Origin of the sequence: Alteromonas sp. 76-1 (assembly GCF_900654235.1) — a bacterium.
GTDB classification, from domain to species: domain Bacteria; phylum Pseudomonadota; class Gammaproteobacteria; order Enterobacterales; family Alteromonadaceae; genus Alteromonas; species Alteromonas naphthalenivorans.
The window spans coordinates 3,379,216-3,394,867 of record NZ_LR136958.1 but is presented as its reverse complement, the minus strand read 5'-3'; the positions used below and the strand labels follow the sequence as shown (position 1 = coordinate 3,394,867).

General features: G+C 41.6%; 14 protein-coding genes. 7 read left to right on the top strand and 7 right to left on the bottom strand.

The genetic code is table 11. The features are described 5' to 3' along the window. Positions 1 to 44: 44 nt before the first annotated feature. Entirely contained in the window at positions 45 to 701 is a 657-nt protein-coding gene (locus tag ALT761_RS14655; protein ID WP_129739719.1) for an NAD(P)H-dependent oxidoreductase, read from the top strand. A gap of 5 nt (positions 702 to 706) precedes the next feature. On the opposite strand, the gene ALT761_RS14650 is transcribed toward ALT761_RS14655, so the two are convergent. Then, on the bottom strand, positions 707 to 2,965 hold the full coding sequence (locus ALT761_RS14650; protein ID WP_232043469.1) for a tetratricopeptide repeat-containing diguanylate cyclase: 2,259 nt from the start codon (positions 2,963 to 2,965) through the stop codon (positions 707 to 709). 277 nt (positions 2,966 to 3,242) lie between these two features. Here ALT761_RS14650 and gloA point away from each other — a divergent pair, with 277 nt between their 5' ends. After that, complete coding sequence (gloA, locus tag ALT761_RS14645) at positions 3,243 to 3,791, top strand: lactoylglutathione lyase (protein ID WP_129739717.1); 549 nt, start codon at positions 3,243 to 3,245, stop codon at positions 3,789 to 3,791. 30 nt (positions 3,792 to 3,821) lie between these two features. Here the strand turns inward: gloA and ALT761_RS14640 are convergent, their stop codons facing one another. The 3 genes from ALT761_RS14640 to ALT761_RS14630 all read right to left on the bottom strand — a co-directional run bounded on the left by ALT761_RS14640 (position 3,822) and on the right by ALT761_RS14630 (position 5,774). After that, a complete protein-coding gene (locus ALT761_RS14640) occupies positions 3,822 to 4,412 on the bottom strand; it encodes a hypothetical protein (RefSeq protein WP_129740663.1) in 591 nt (196 codons plus the stop codon). A 123-nt stretch (positions 4,413 to 4,535) separates the two neighbouring features. Further along, a complete protein-coding gene (locus ALT761_RS14635; protein WP_129739716.1) occupies positions 4,536 to 5,096 on the bottom strand; it encodes a DUF1439 domain-containing protein in 561 nt (186 codons plus the stop codon). 108 nt (positions 5,097 to 5,204) lie between these two features. Next, on the bottom strand, positions 5,205 to 5,774 hold the full coding sequence (locus ALT761_RS14630) for a DUF4136 domain-containing protein (protein ID WP_129739715.1): 570 nt from the start codon (positions 5,772 to 5,774) through the stop codon (positions 5,205 to 5,207). 202 nt (positions 5,775 to 5,976) lie between these two features. Between ALT761_RS14630 and ALT761_RS14625 the strand changes: the two genes are divergently transcribed. Both ALT761_RS14625 and zapE read left to right on the top strand, forming a co-directional pair. Further along, positions 5,977 to 6,564, top strand: coding sequence for a DUF1456 family protein (locus ALT761_RS14625; protein ID WP_129739714.1), 588 nt, complete (start codon positions 5,977 to 5,979; stop codon positions 6,562 to 6,564). Positions 6,565 to 6,683: 119 nt separating this feature from the next. Next, positions 6,684 to 7,895, top strand: coding sequence for a cell division protein ZapE (gene zapE / locus ALT761_RS14620; protein ID WP_129739713.1), 1,212 nt, complete (start codon positions 6,684 to 6,686; stop codon positions 7,893 to 7,895). 205 nt (positions 7,896 to 8,100) lie between these two features. On the opposite strand, the gene ALT761_RS14615 is transcribed toward zapE, so the two are convergent. Next, the gene (locus ALT761_RS14615; protein ID WP_129739712.1) at positions 8,101 to 9,279 is read right to left on the bottom strand and encodes an aldo/keto reductase; all 1,179 of its coding nucleotides are present in this window, start codon (positions 9,277 to 9,279) and stop codon (positions 8,101 to 8,103) included. A 443-nt stretch (positions 9,280 to 9,722) separates the two neighbouring features. Here ALT761_RS14615 and ALT761_RS14610 point away from each other — a divergent pair, with 443 nt between their 5' ends. After that, positions 9,723 to 10,070: a DUF3718 domain-containing protein gene (locus tag ALT761_RS14610; protein ID WP_232043468.1), complete on the top strand. Its 348-nt coding sequence runs from the start codon at positions 9,723 to 9,725 to the stop codon at positions 10,068 to 10,070. Between the two features lie 156 nt (positions 10,071 to 10,226). On the opposite strand, the gene ALT761_RS14605 is transcribed toward ALT761_RS14610, so the two are convergent. Beyond that, positions 10,227 to 10,874: a peroxiredoxin-like family protein gene (locus ALT761_RS14605; RefSeq protein WP_129739711.1), complete on the bottom strand. Its 648-nt coding sequence runs from the start codon at positions 10,872 to 10,874 to the stop codon at positions 10,227 to 10,229. A 255-nt stretch (positions 10,875 to 11,129) separates the two neighbouring features. Between ALT761_RS14605 and ALT761_RS14600 the strand changes: the two genes are divergently transcribed. Continuing rightward, positions 11,130 to 12,095 carry a dienelactone hydrolase family protein gene (locus ALT761_RS14600; protein WP_129739710.1) on the top strand — a complete coding sequence of 322 codons (966 nt, stop codon included), beginning with the start codon at positions 11,130 to 11,132 and terminating at the stop codon, positions 12,093 to 12,095. Between the two features lie 139 nt (positions 12,096 to 12,234). On the opposite strand, the gene ALT761_RS14595 is transcribed toward ALT761_RS14600, so the two are convergent. Beyond that, positions 12,235 to 12,846 carry a hypothetical protein gene (locus ALT761_RS14595; RefSeq protein ID WP_129739709.1) on the bottom strand — a complete coding sequence of 204 codons (612 nt, stop codon included), beginning with the start codon at positions 12,844 to 12,846 and terminating at the stop codon, positions 12,235 to 12,237. 462 nt (positions 12,847 to 13,308) lie between these two features. On the opposite strand from ALT761_RS14595, the gene ALT761_RS14590 reads away from it, so the two are divergent. Beyond that, positions 13,309 to 15,651, top strand: a complete 2,343-nt coding sequence (locus tag ALT761_RS14590) for a TonB-dependent receptor (RefSeq protein WP_129739708.1) — start codon at positions 13,309 to 13,311, stop codon at positions 15,649 to 15,651. Position 15,652: the final 1 nt, after the last annotated feature.

The window sequence follows — 15,652 nt, the reverse complement described above, 5'->3', positions numbered from 1 at the left end:
TTCTCTGCATCTAAAGTATTCGCATTAAATATTAGGAATTAGTTATGTCTAATCAAATTATCAGTGATTTAAACCAGCGTTATACCGTTAAAAAGTACGACAGTAGCAAACGCATTTCTTCAGAAGATTTAACCACTATATTGGAAGCACTAAGGTTATCAGCCTCTTCTATAAACTCTCAGCCTTGGAAGTTTGTTGTGGTTGAAAGTGACGCTGCAAAACAGCGTCTACACGACACTTTTGCTAACAAGCACCAGTTCAACCAATTGCATGCAAAAGAAGCATCGCACACAATCTTATTTGCTTACGACCCTAAGTTTACCAAAGAGAAATTTGTTAAGCGTGTTGATGCTGAGGTGGCGTCTGGTCACTTACCAGAAGCAATGCGAGACTCGTTTATGGGGGCTTACGCTTTTGCAGAAGCTAATACTGATGAGAATGGCTACAACGGTGCATGGACAAAAGCTCAAGTTTATCTAGCATTTGGAAACTTGCTCCACACTCTAGCCCGTCTTGGTATTTCTTCTACACCAATGGAAGGTGTAGACGCTGATTTGATTGGTGAATTGTTTAGCGAAGAGTTAGACGGACATGTTTGTGAAGTGGCGCTTGCACTTGGCTATGCAGACGAAGAGCAAGACTGGAACCACGGTTTACCTAAGGCACGTTTGCCGATGGAAGATGTAATTACCGTTGTATAGTTACGTTAGTCTTGCGCTCTAGCAAGAGCCTCGCTCCACAAGGTTACCCGATTACGGCCTAACGATTTAGACTTAAATAACGCGAGATCGGCTTGGTCTATAAACTCAGAAGGTGTTGTCGCATTATTGCGAATGGTCGTTACGCCCAAACTACAGGTAACCGCGATATCATCAAAGCGGCAAACTTGAATAGTTTCTCGCATGTTTTCAGCTATACGCATGGCTTGGTCAGAGGAGGTATCTGGTAATACAATACAGAACTCCTCTCCACCAAATCTTGCAACAACGTCGTTTTGACGAACACATTTTTGTAACGTTTTAGCAACGCCTCGAAGTACTGAATCACCGATGGTATGCCCGTAATTATCATTGATAGATTTGAAATAATCGATATCTATCATTATCACGCAATATTCTTCAGGCTTTGGCTTTCTCGCAAAATCCCGTTTCATTAAATCAAACAAAACGCGGCGATTAAAACAGTTCGTCAATGGGTCTCGTGTGGCTAAATAGTCGAGTTCCCTGTTGTGTTGTTTCGACAGCATAAAGCGACGATAAATAAACAGTATCGCTGTTAAACAAACAGCTAATAATAATGCTAATGCGACACTGGCATATCTATTTTTAGTTAATTCCAGTTCTGAAATGGTAGTGGCTTGCTGGGCTATCTCAATTTCATTGTTCTTTCTAGCCAGCTCAAGCTTATCGAGTTTGGTTGTCTCTCGCATCGTTTCTAATTCTATTTCTAGTCTTAATGAATGTAGCTTGGCTTTCTCCAGCGCGAGTTCGTTGTTACTAATGTCTTCTTGAATAACTTCGCTTAAGGCAATTTCTTGTTCAGCGTATTGTAAAGAGGCTGCTGTATTGCCTCTACGTTTCTCTGCTAAACGTAGATGACGATAACTTTCTAACATATAGCTCTTGTAGCCATTTTTACGAGCTAATGCTACGGCTGTTTTTAACAGCTTTACAGCCTCTTCCATGTCAGTATCAAAAAGCATGGTAGCTAATGGAATGAGCGTTTTAATTTGGTAAAAATCGCTTTCTATCTCTGTGGCTAAAACCAGTGATTCTTCATAATAATCAAGCGCGCCTGAAATGTTATTTTCGTCTCGTTGAATGTTCGCCAATATACGCTGAGTTATTGATTGTTTTGCTTTGTCATTACTGTCTCGGTAGATATTATCCGCTTTCTGCGCTAACAATTTCGCCGAAGCATAGTTACCCTTGTTGTAATCGATAATCGCACTTTCTCTCAGTGCGGTAGCAAGGGTTTTGGGTTCAACTTTTTCCTCTGGCAAGCTAATGGACAGCATGTAGAACGAGCGGGCTTGGTCGAATTGTTCTAATCTAAAATAAATATGGCCTATCTGATTTGACGTTTTAGCAATGCCCGTTGCATTATTAATTTTCTTATAATACAGATGCGCTTGATGAACGTGCTCTAAAGACTGTTCATAGCGACCAATGTGCCGGTAAATAATGCCTGCGCCAGTTAATGCTTTAGCACGGCCTTCAGCATCATCTATTTGCCCGTGAAGGGCCAGGCTTCGTAATGCATAGTCTAGTGCGAGTACTAAATTGCCAAGATAACGATGTGCTTCAGCCAGTGTGTTGAGGGTACGCGCCATAGATTTCACTTCATTTAAATCAGTAAAAATGGCTAATGCTTTTTCGTAATATTCAGCGGTTTTTTCTCGATTCTCTAAACGCTTGTAGGCTTCAGCAATTCTGACGAGGGTTCTTGCGTTTAGTTTTTGGATGTGACTTTCGTTGGCAGTGAGATATTCAATAGCCATCAAATATTGCACAACCGCGATAGTGTGTTCTGCCCGTGCGAAATGGTAATCACCTTTGGTTTTTAAGGTAATCGCAATAGGGAAATCTACGCCGTATTGAAAAGCCAATGGCACTAGCGTTGTAATAGCGTTTTCCGCTTTGGTGAATTGTTTATCTTTCACCAATACATCGATATAGGCCACATGCGACAATATATAATTTTCCGTATCGTTGAGCTTTTCAAATATAGCTGAAGCGGTAAAAAAATGGTGCTGTGATTTTTTGTATTGATTGGTTCGACTCGTTAGTTTTCCAAGTAGAAAATGCGCTTGTGCGGACGTGCTAAAATCGTCTATTTCTTCCGATATTTTTAGGGCTTGATTGGCCCATATAGTGCTGCGTTTTGGCGAGGAATCTTGTGCTTGTTGTGCCTGGGAAAGTAGTGTTTCAGCGCGCTGAAATGACGCTTCATCCTGAGAAAGCAAGGGGCTAGCCTTCTGCGAATGGGCAGAAGTACAAACAACCAGTAACAGGATAAAAACAAAAAAGCGCATTTATTATGAGTTCGGGTAAAGCCAAGTGAATAAACAAAGTATAAATGTTCAGGCTTTGTACTAACAGAGTGAAAGTGGTGTAAATAGGGTCAAATAGTCTAAATGGCTGTACAATAAATGACCTGTTGCTGCTTTTGTTGTTGTTTAATTGGTTGTTTGCCCCCACTTTAACGCTTAATAACGTCACTTAACTAAGGATACTATTTCAATGAGCCGACACTTTGATAATGCTGAAGGGTTATGTGAAGACAAAGATAAAGCCACCGAAGGCTTTGTTTTCAATCAGACGATGTTGCGTATTGCCGACCCTGCGCGTTCACTCGATTTTTATACACGAGTAATGGGAATGACCTTGCTAAAACGTCTTGACTTTGAAGAGATGAAATTTAGCCTTTATTTCTTAGCAGCGGGTGACGATTTTTCTGATATTAGCGAAGATGACAGTGAGCGCACCGCACAAACTTTTGGTCGTCCAGCCATGTTAGAGCTTACTCATAACTGGGGAGATACCGCAGATAGTGTTGGCTATCATAATGGCAATAGTGAACCAAAAGGCTTTGGTCATATTGGCTTTCACGTACCGAATCTAGACGCTGCATGTGAAAGGTTTGAAGCGCTAGGTGTGCCTTTCCAAAAACGCCCTAACGATGGTTCGATGAAAGGCATCGCATTTATTAAAGATCCAGATGATTATTGGATTGAAATATTCGATGCTAAGCAAACGGCTAACGTTTGCGCCCCGCATTTAGCTAAGTAGTGCAAGGCGCTCCTTCTTGTATTACCAAACTTAGTCAGCATAGCCCCAGGGTGCCGAAGGAACCGGTATAGGTTGGGTTAAATCAAAATCGACCCGGAACTCTCTGCCTTCTCTAATCAATCGGTAGGTAAAGGTTTCCGGGTAAATAAACATTTGCCAAATATTGGAGCTTGATTGGGGAATGCCACTTTTCGCAAACAAGGCTTTAGAGTAGGCATCGGCGGGAAAGGATTGAACCTGGGGCCAACCAGCATCAAGGGTATGGCCGCCGTACATTGTCGATTCCGAGTAGCTACCATCTTTATGGCGATGATCATGTTTGAGCGACAACCCAGAGCCCGTTTTTGTAATGATCCACGTCCGAGATGCATCCTCACCCACGTGGAAGGGGATATATAACACATCGTCTTTACAGCGCCTGACATGCATAACCAAAGGTTTATCAGTCATGCTGCTAGTAGGCTGGTTATCAACCGTTACTTTCCCCGCAAACGCTTTACCACATAGCGCGCGTATACTGTCAAAAAAACTATCGTGGCTGGCAATCGACACTAAAGGGGCTGGCTGAATAATAGGAGCAGTCGCCATCTTTTCAGCGCTAAAAGCTGTTGCTGGCGTCATTATTAGCGCTAAAGTGCCCATCGCGACTAATCGAGGTGCTATTTGAAGCAGTGTTAAGCTAATCTTCATGCGTTACCTTATTATTATTTTTTATTATGGCCTAGTTATTCCAGTTTGTTGATACTAATTCCAGCTTCTTGGTACTAATTGAACAGCACCCTCAACCACTTTCATGTCTAGCGGTACTTTGCTTAATAGCGCCACTTTAGGGTTATTCATATCTAATTTATAAACAGGATTAACCGCCAGAAAAGCGTTGAGTAAATTCATCACTTCATTGTTTAATGGCTTTAGATTTCCCTTATAGCTTCCTGCTTCTACGCTTGAGTCGAGTAAATTAAGGTTGCGGAGAAATACGGCTTTTTGCTCACTATCATAGTAAGGGCTGCCTTCAATCTGAAAGGTTAAACGTACGGGGTATTTAAAGGCGAAAGCATTAATTTCGGCACCTGTGTCTAACCCAAGTGATATTACATCGCGGTTATCTGGGCCAATATTTACGCTCACATCATTCACATTTAGCTGTACAGGCAAGCCCATAAGATTAACGTTTTCAGTTAAATTAGGCATTTGCTTGGTAAGCAACGACTGAACTTCAGCATTTGAAAAAGAGAACACCGCTAAGCCGTTAGTGCTTGCACATCCGGTGAGAAAAAGTGTGATAGCAAAGAATATAACTTTCATAAAAAACCTTCTGTATAGGGTTTATTGCCTGCGATGCATACTCGAGAGAGCCTTATAACAAGCAAGCTAACTATTCACATTATGCCACGCGCCCGGCATAAGTGACTTTTATTTTGCTGGAAAGGCTTCAAGTAAATTGGCCACTAACTCGCCAAGTTTATTTTGGATAGTGACTGAATCGGTAGACTCTACTTCTACACTGCCCACCGCACTGTAGATAAAGGTATCGCCACGTACCACATCGATTTGAAGATTTTGATATTGCGTCACACGCTCACCAATGGGTACGCTGAATATACTGCCAAGGGAAATGCCACCAGAACGCCCAAATACACCCGTGCCTAATCCTAGGTTTAACCGCGTGTCATTTTCTTCACTGGCGGTAGAAGGAAGGAAACCTACCAGTACATCTGCACCTTCTTCTGGCGAGGGCTTAAGCCCTTTGGCGATAAGTGCTCGGCTAATCGCTGATGTAAGTTGGCTTTCTATTTCTGGGTTCAAACTATTAAGTGGGGGCCGAACAAAAAAGGTATTGATGTCAGCAAAATTTTGGCTTTCATCAATGTTAATTTGTGGGCCCTTGCTGGCACACCCAGCTAAGAAGCTTAACGCCAATAAGACTAAAATCAGGTAAAAGGGTTTGCTTGCTGTATGTTTACTTTTATTTGTTGGTGTCATAAGTACGCCGAATAAAAAGCTGCTGTAGTAGTTTAAAGAAGAAAACCGCCAATTAGGATCGATTTTTTACCGTAAATAACACGAATTAAACATAAAGCCGAATCAAATCACGCAAACCCGCGCTTTTAATTCGCGGTCTATTAGCCATTGCGATAAACTACGCCATAATAAATGAGCCACCTCTAGATTAAGACTAAAAACCATGATCCACAATGATGTTCTACGACGCCTACGTTTTGCTTTGGCAATTAACGATACCGCTGCTATCGGTATTTTCAAGTTAGTAGATTACGACATGGATGTAGACTACCTTCATTCAATTATGAAAAAAGAAGGTGAAGAAGGGTATCTACCTTGCAGAGACAAAATCATCTCTTTGTTCTTAGACGGCTTAATCATTAAAAGACGTGGCAAACAAGAAGGTGTTGAGCCTGTTATTTTAAAAGCCGGTGAGCGTTTGAGTAACAACGAAGTGCTTCGAAAAATCCGTATTGCTATGAGCTACAAAGACGAAGACATGATTAATGCGCTTCAAATGGCTGATTTCAGATTAAGCAAAAACGAACTTTCTGCGTTTTTCAGAAAACCCGATCACAGAAACTATAAAGTGGCTGGTGACCAAGTAGTACGAAATTTACTACAGGGCATGGTGAAGAAGTATCGTCCTGATGCCAAAAAAACAGCGCATACGAAAGAGCAAATACGCGAGAACGTAAAAGCGGATATGCAGGCCCAAAAAGCGAAAGAGAAAGCCAATAAGCCAAGTTCAGTGTGGGGTAAAACCTCTTAATCGTAAGCTGGTAATCATCGAGTGTTGCGCTTTGCACTGTGTTCATAGGGTGTAAAAGTTTGAAAGTTCAAACATACGCGCAACGCTATCTTCTTCGGCAACAATCATAAAAAACCTGTATGCAACGGTCCTCACCGCTTACCAAATATCAAGCATTTGTCGATTCGGGTAAACTTCAAAAAGACCCATCACAAGAACACGCCATTGTATTACTTCAGCAACTGTATCTTTCGTTACAGGGTGCTCAAGAAGATGCTTCTCTTAAAAGTAAGCAACCACAGAATAAAGGTATTTATTTGTGGGGCAAGGTAGGGCGGGGCAAAACCTTTCTAATGGACTTGCTAGACGCGTGTTTGCCTAGCACTTTGTGTAAACGAAAACACTTCCATCATTTTATGCAGGATGTGCATAAGCGTCTCACTGAGATATCCGGTAAGTCTGAGCCCCTGCGCCATATTGCCAAGCAGCTTAGTAAGCAGCACAAGGTTCTGTGTTTTGATGAATTCTTTGTATCTGATATAGGCGATGCCATGTTATTAGGTAACTTACTGCAGTACATGTTTGAACTTAACATGGTAGTGGTGTGTACCAGCAACTGCGCGCCCAACGAGCTTTATCGAAATGGATTACAGCGCTCACGCTTTTTACCCGCTATCGCGGCCATTGAAGCCCATTTACATGTACTGCATCTTAATGGCGAACAAGACCATAGAAAGCGTGCGCTTAATTACATTCAACGTTATTTCGAATTACCTAAATCATTGCAAGCGCAGGCAAAATTGCATCAAACCCTCCTTCGTCAGTACGACTTAATATTTAATGATGTGGCTTCAAGCGTAACGGTGTTGGGGCGAACTATTAATACCATCGCCCAAAGTGACACTGATATAAGCAATTCAGGCATAAGCCATAAAGCAGTTTGTTTTGATTTTTCCTCGTTGTGTGAAGGGCCTCGTAGTCACTTTGATTACGTAGAGTTAGCCAAATTGTATAAAACCATCTTAGTGTTCAACGTACCGCCTATGAGTGGCCAGGCATACGAGAGAATTAAAGCGCGGGGCACAGAAGATAATGGCTCGAATATCAACATCGCCTCTGCTGAAACCGGAGAGCGGGAAGTGGTTTTAGCGCCAATGGATGATGCATTACGCCGATTTATTGCATTGGTAGACGAATGTTATGACAGTAAAACTAACTTGGTCATGACGGCTTACGTACCTCAGGAAGAGATTTATACAAGCGGCTCACTGATGTTCGAGTTTGAGCGCACTAAAAGCCGATTGATAGAAATGGCATCGTTAGAGTTCATGACTAGCGTGAAGGATAAATAGGCACTCACGTTTACCTTATGGATTAAACGTAAAACTATGAGTGCCTATCTGTGCCACTAACTTCCTACTGAATACTTCACTTTACCTTCGTCGATAAATTGAAAGCAGAAAAGTTTTAGTTTTGTAATGCTTACCTTAAGATCATCTACCTTAAGAGCATCTACCTTAAAATCATCTACCTTAAGATCATTTATCTTAAAAGTATTTAGCTAGGAACGGGGGCGTTTTGAGCGATAAGGTTTTTAGACTTCAACTCACTCCAAAACTCACTAGGAATTTTTACTTTCATCGCCTTAATGTTCGCTGTCACTTGCTCCATAGTTCGAGCGCCAGGAATGATGGCCGAGACAGTGTCTGGGGCTTCAGCAAACTGTAACGCTGCAGTTTTCATATCGATACCGTGTTTCATGGCAACAGTGTTAATAGCATCAAATTTCTGTGACATGGCATTCGGGATTTTGCTCGAATAATTGAATCTATTTCTACCGGCTAGGAAACCACCATTTAACGGAGCGCCTACCACCACAGACATATCTCGTTTATCCAACAGCTGGAAGGTCTTCTCTAAGGCTTCATCATGATCCAAAATGGAATATTGTAAGGCTAACAAAAATATATCGGGGTCTGATATTTCAAGGGCTTTATAGGCTGCATGGGGAGTATTAATGCCAAATCCCCAACCTTTTATAATACCTTCATCGCGCATTTTCGCTAATTCAGGAATAGCACCTTTAGCGGCTTGATCGAAGTAGTGCACCCAATCGTCACCCATATCGCTGTTTTGAGGTGACAAATCGTGAATGTACACAATATCAAGGGATGATACGCCAATACGTTGTAATGAGTCTTCAATGGAGCGTCGTGTGCCTGATGCCGTATAATCGTAGCGGTAATGAAACGGAGAGTGATCGGCCCAGTGCCAACTGTTCTCTAGTGGTTTAGACGAAGCGGTTAACAGCCTACCTACTTTCGAAGAAAGCACATATTCATCCCGCTCTTTATTCCTCAGTAAATCGCCGTAGCGCCTTTCACTTAAACTTAAGCCGTAAAATGGCGATGTATCATAATGCCGAATTCCCGAGTCCCATGCGGTATTGAGCATCTGCAGTATTTCTTCGTCACTGGAAATAGTATTAAAGCCGTTTCCAGCTGCAAGCCCTCCTAAACCCATCCGGTACTTTGGGCGATAATGTTTACTACTTGTCATCGCATTGGTGGGTAGACTCGCGCCTTTTTCGATTTCCCCAAGGGTAGGCATTAATGGCCCCGTAGAAGTCTTAAGCTTAAGTTCTTGTGCCGCAGCAGTTGAACTCATTATAGATCCAAGACCTAGCGCCGCTCCTGCTCCAGCACCAGCTTTTATGAAATTCCTTCGTGTTAACATGTAATTAATCTCCGTAAGTGATTTTCAATGCGGGTGTCTCCCCTTTAAAAATACTGAACAGATAAATAATGAGATCATGATTAATTGGTTGTGATAAAAATTAATTAATGCGCTTCAATTTTTATTTTTAAATTATAGTTAATGCTCATTTAATTAAGCGTTATTAATGGCCGATTTTTTAATTGTCGGAAAGGTAGTTAAATGAAGGAATTATTTTTATTGGGTTTTAGTTAAACAATGCTTAAAATAAAAATAAAAATAAAAATAAAACTGATTAAAATTAAGGCTAAATTGTGGTCAAAAAAGCTAATTTTAAGTCTTTTAGATATCTATGCCTATGTCGGGGAAATGATATTAACTGGTTATCTGTTTGATTTTGTTTGATTTTGTTGTTTTGGCATTTAGGTTGCAAAACTTACTTCGACTTAACCTAAAGGATAACAATGATGAAAACTTTCACTAAAACATTAGCGACAATCACTCTTTCTTTGTCAACTATTGGTATGGCGAACGCAGCGGGTTCCTTATTTTCAGCGGATGATTCAGTATCTTCTAAATTATGTGTTGTTGCAGCGCAAGGCAGCAAAATTCAATTACATAAATCAATTAAAGATTCTGGTTTGAGAAAGCATTATATTGCTAAGAATGTTACTTGTAACGGTCAAAATATCTTAGCCTTTGTACAAGAGTATGCGGAAGATCCAGATAAAATGAATAATGTTTTAACCAATGGTAAATTTAATACCAACGTTGAAATTATTGATTTGGCTGCAGCGAAGACAAAAAATTAATAAGTAGTAAAATTGAAGCCTGAGTATGTAGTTTTCATTTACATTGTTGTTGCTCAGCACATAATTTAAAAAAGGTGGCCATGGCCACCTTTTTGCTGTTTTAAGCATATCTACCGAGTCTTAGTATCCTACTCTCTAGATTGCAAGCCATTAGGCTTACATGTTTTTAAGCGCATCAACGATATCTTGCGGTTCTGAGCGAGTTCGATAATCTACATCTACATAGCGCCAGGTTACGTCGCCACCTTGATTAAGCACGAAGGTTGCTGGAATAGGCAGAATGTTACCATTACCATTGTTGATGCTTTCTAGGTCGAGTTGCCTATCATTTTTCATATGTTCAATTAGAAACTCAGGCACTTCCCACGCTACGCCGTAATGAGCTGCAACTTTAGCACTTTGGTCTGACAGTACGATAAAATCCATTTTGCTAATTTCATCTTCACTGAGCGAATCATCGGGCACCTGCGGGCTTATCGCCACTAACGTTGCCCCTAGCTGTTTAATATCGTCTAATCGAGACTGAAGTGCTCTTAGCTGTAAATTACAGTAGGGGCACCAACTGCCACGATAAAAAGTGACTACAACAGGCCCTTGGTTTAATAGAGAAGAGAGTGAAACAGTATTCGATTTTGCATCTGGCAGCGTGAACGCCGGTGCTTTATCACCAATAGCCAATGCATCACTGCCTTGCTGAAACGATTTAGCTTTTGCTATTTCTGCATCAACTCCTTTCATGAAATCTGGGTTACCTTTACGGCCAGCTTCCACCTTCGCTTCAGTTTGTTCTTTTAACGTTCCCATATAAGCCTCATGTTTTACGACATCATAATGACGTATCAAAATAGTGATATTGGAGTAAAGCTAACGCCTTATTTGTAGTAATGAAACCTATTTACGTTGCATTTACGATTATCTTCGCCATAAATGCGGTACGACGCAAAAGTACGCCTGTTTTCATATTAAATTGGATATTAGTCTGGACACCCACACTTATTTAGTTATTAACTAGCAGTTCACTTACCTAGCATTACCACTTTGTATCATTAAGGATTAACTATGAGCCTTCAGCGGGACAAGAGCCTTCAGCGGGACAAGAGCCTTCAGCGGGAAAACAGCCTTGAGCAGGAAAACAAAGCCATTCCACAAGAAGCTTTCGATTGGTACGACGCTTATGCCCACGGAGGCATGGACAGACGCACATTCATGACCAAGCTCACAGGGTTGGTTGCCCTTGGTTATTCCATGTCTTTCTTAACCTCTGCATTGTTACCTAACTACGCGCTGGCCGAACAGATATCTTTTAATGATCCAGATATTACCGCAACCTACGAAACCTTTGCTTCACCCAAAGGGCATGGAGAAGGTAAGGGCTATTTGGTCGTACCGAATGCGCTGAAACAAGATGAAACCACGCAAAAGAAAGCGCCGGTAGTATTGGTAATACACGAAAACCGAGGGCTAAATCCTTATGTTAAAGATGTAGCCAGAAGACTAGCAAAGGCGGGTTTTATTGCGTTTGCTCCCGATGCTTTATTTCCATTAGGTGGTTATCCGGGCAATGACGATGAAGGCCGCGCTATGCAGCGAACTCTGGACCGTTCAAAAATAGAACATGATTTTGTCGCCGCCGCTGAATTTATCAAAGGGCATGAATTATCTAGCGGAAAACTAGGCGCCGTGGGCTTTTGTTTCGGTGGCTACATGGTGAACTACCTAGCTGCCATCGATAGCGACCTTATAGATGCAGGTGTGCCTTTTTACGGTACCCCAGCAGCCAAAGCATTACGCAAAAATATCAAGGCACCATTACTTATTCAACTTGGTGAATTAGACGAGCGAGTAAATGCCACTTGGCCAGAATACGAAGAAGATTTGAAAGCTAATGATGTCTCGTACGACATGCATATGTACAAAAATGCGAACCATGGCTTTCATAACGATTCTACGGGGCGGTTTGATAAAGACAATGCTGAGTTAGCATGGTCTAGAACCATTGCATTTTTTAACGCTAAGTTGGCGTAAACTAACTATTTTACTTAAGCATTACAGCAGATATTCCCAAGCGTAAAGCTTAAGAAGCATAATTTAAGACTCATATCATCAACGCAAGGTCTTTAAAATAAGCCGCTTTTATCAAGGGTTTTGGGAGTGAGGACCTTGCTTATGCTATTCGCTTTTTGCCCCTCCATAATGTGCTTTTATAATATGGCATACCGTGTTCGGCGGCCTTTTTTCTAATGAAGTTTTCTACTGTTAACTGACTACACCGAAACTTTTTTATATCAATATAGATACTTTTATCTTTATGCTTTGACTCAAAAGATAGGCTGCTATGATATCTGGTTCGGGATAACTCGATGGACGTAATATTCGCCCATGCTAATTTGGCATCTTGTCCTTTAAAGCTATAAAGCACGCCCTCTTTATTTAGAATGAAGAGGTCTTTTGCGTGAGTTTTCCATTTTTTCTTGTAGTGCCAATATAAAAAAGGGGCGGCGGGGAGCAGAAAGGCGCCAACGATAGCCCTAAAATCATTTTCATTTCCTTTAATTAGCATCCAAGTACACATCACACCAAGTACCGAACAAATTAAAAACAGTAATAGGCTGATGTCTTTATAATCACCACGTATAGATACGTTACCGTTTTTATCATCTAGTGTGGCTAATCTTGCTTTGATGCTATTGACTCGGTCAGGGTATGCGTGATGGTCAATGGTTTCTAATGCCTCTAGTAACTCATTGTAGGAGTAATTGGCGTAATTCGGTTCCATGAAGTTTAAATTATTTGGATGATGTCATTATTTAAGCAATATAAAAATTGCAAAAGTGAATAGCAAGCATACCGCAGTTTTTACACTTATAATGTGTTTTAAAATAGCCTGATCGCCACCACAGATTTTATGTCTTAGTTGTTGAAAATTAAAGAGTGTTTTAATTTTTAAAGGTGACCTGTTCACTGTTGTGGTGCACCACTTATTTCCACTGGCGATCTCTTGGTGCATTGCCAAAGCGTAATAGTGGTTAATGTGAATGGTTACCTACAAAAACGATTAAGAATAAACTCATCAGATGAGTTGCTTAGGCTAGGTGGCTGCTCGCCTGATTAAAATAACGCCTATATTTATACTTAAGTCTAACGTTGTTGGTATGTTTATTGTGATGTGTTGATTGAACTCCCGCTTGGTTTTCCTCCGAGTTGGTACGTAGTTGCAGTCACAGCAGGAAACACACTCATGATAAAAACAAATAAATCGTTCCGTCCCACACTATTAAGTGTCTCTATTGCGGCAATGTTTGCCGTCAGCCCTGCGTATGCACAAGAAAGTGAAACCGCCAGTGCTGAAACTGAAGAAGAAAAAATTCAAGTAGTAGGTCGTCGTATCTCTACTACCGAGGTAGCCATTGGTACTGGTGAAGTGACCAATACGCTAGCCGTTACACGAGAAGCGTTGTTGTCGGCCCCAGGCGGTATATCTGGGCTCAAAATGTTAGAAAGTTTACCTGGTTTTAATGTGCAAACGGACGGTGCATTAGGTTTATATGAGTTTGGAAACTCTGTGAATGTGCGCGCATTCAACTTAAGCCAAATGGGCTTTGTATTGAATGGCGTACCCATGGGGCGTTCAGATGCTTTTGGCGGTAGCCCTATTTTCAGATATGTAGATAACGAGAACTTAGCGTCTGTAGTGGCTTCTCCAGGTGCAGGCGATGTTTCCGCACCAAGTTATTCTACTTTAGGGCCTATAGCTTCGTACTATTCGGTAGACCCGTCTGACGAAGCCGGTGGCATGATGTCTTATACCATTGGTGATGATGATTTAAATCGCTCTTTCGTTAAATTGGAAACCGGAGATATTAATGGTTTCAAGGCTTACGTAAGTCGCTCGAAAACCGACAGCGATTTATGGCGCGGGCCAGGTACCATCGACAGGGAGCACATTGAGGGTAAAGCAATTTATGCCTTTAGTGACGAAACGAAATTTACCGTTAGTTATGTGGCGAACGACTTTTTTGATTACGACTCACCCTCCGGCACCGAAGCGACTTTTGATGATAACTATTATTACAGCTACCTAGACGCCATTCCTGAAGGCTGTATCGCACCATTAACCGGTGTTTACGATTTCAACCAAGATGGAGTGGCTGATGAAAGCGACTTTACCCCTGTGTTCACCGGCAGTAACTGTACAAGTTATTACGAAGACCGCGTAAACGTTCGCGACGATAAGCTTTATTCTGCTCAGCTTGAAACCTATTTGTTAGATAACTTGTTATTTACCGGTACTTATTATTTTGAAGATAAAGATGGTTATGGTGTTTCTCCCGATTCTTACAGTAACACCTTAAGTATTTATGAAGATCAGGCGGCAGCAGGGCTAGATGTAGTGCACCCACGTGGGGTGCAATACGGCTTATCGTCAGTAGGTGGTGATAGAAAAGGCTTTGTTGCTGATTTCAACTTAACCCTCGATGCCCACGATATACAATTTGGTGGCTGGCAGGAAAAAGACACTTACCATCGTACGCAACAGCGTTTAAATAAAACTGGCGGTAGTGCTGACGGCGACGTGATTTGGGATGAGGTGGCATATTATCGTCGAGATTATACCTCGGTACGTGAAACTACGCAGTTGTACGTGAAAGATACCATTAGCTTAATGGACGATAATTTAAAGCTTGAACTGGGTATAAAGTCATTAAGTGTGGATTATTCACTCGATGGATATCGCGACTACAACGACTATGAAATTGATGGTGAAGCGGGCTATGGGCCTCAGTCTGTGGGCGGCAAATTTAGCAACCATTTCTTACCTTCAATAGGCGCGGTATATACACTAAATGACACCGACCAAGTCTTCGCGTCTTACTCGAAAAACTACGCGCTACCTAATGGTACAGATGACATTTATGACAATGCGGTTAGCTTTGAACCCGATACACCCGAAGGTGAAGAAGCCGATAATATTGAATTAGGCTACCGTACCAACAAAGAAAACTTTAACGCGGCATTAGCGCTATTCTATACCCGCTTTGATAATCGTTTGTTTGCCAGTAACGTATTAAACCCCGCCACTGGGCAGCCAGAGAGCTTCTATATTAATGGCGGTGCTTCAGAAGCTTACGGCTTTGAATTATCGGGTGTTTATCAGCCTGAAGTATTCAAAAAACAGTTATACATGAATGCCAATATCTCGTACAAAAATGCCAGCTTAGTAGATGGCTTCGGTAGCAACCCTGAAGGCAGCGCCTTGGCTGATAGCCCAGACTGGGTGATGACAGGTGGCATTACCTACGAGCCAACAGAATGGTTAGTAGCGAATGTATCAGCAAAATATACCAGCAGCCGTTATACCGATTACGCCGAAACCTATGAAATGGATAGCTACACCACGGTAAGTGCCTATGTGGATTTAGGCGGTGTGAACCCTTTTGGTATGCCTGAAAATGTGAGTCTACGCTTGAACGTAGATAACCTTTTCGACAAAGAAGTATTGTCGTTTGCGTTTGTAGGCTCGGCTTTCTATCGCCCTTTAAGCCCTCGCAATGTGCAAGCATCATTAACGGTGGCTTTCTAAC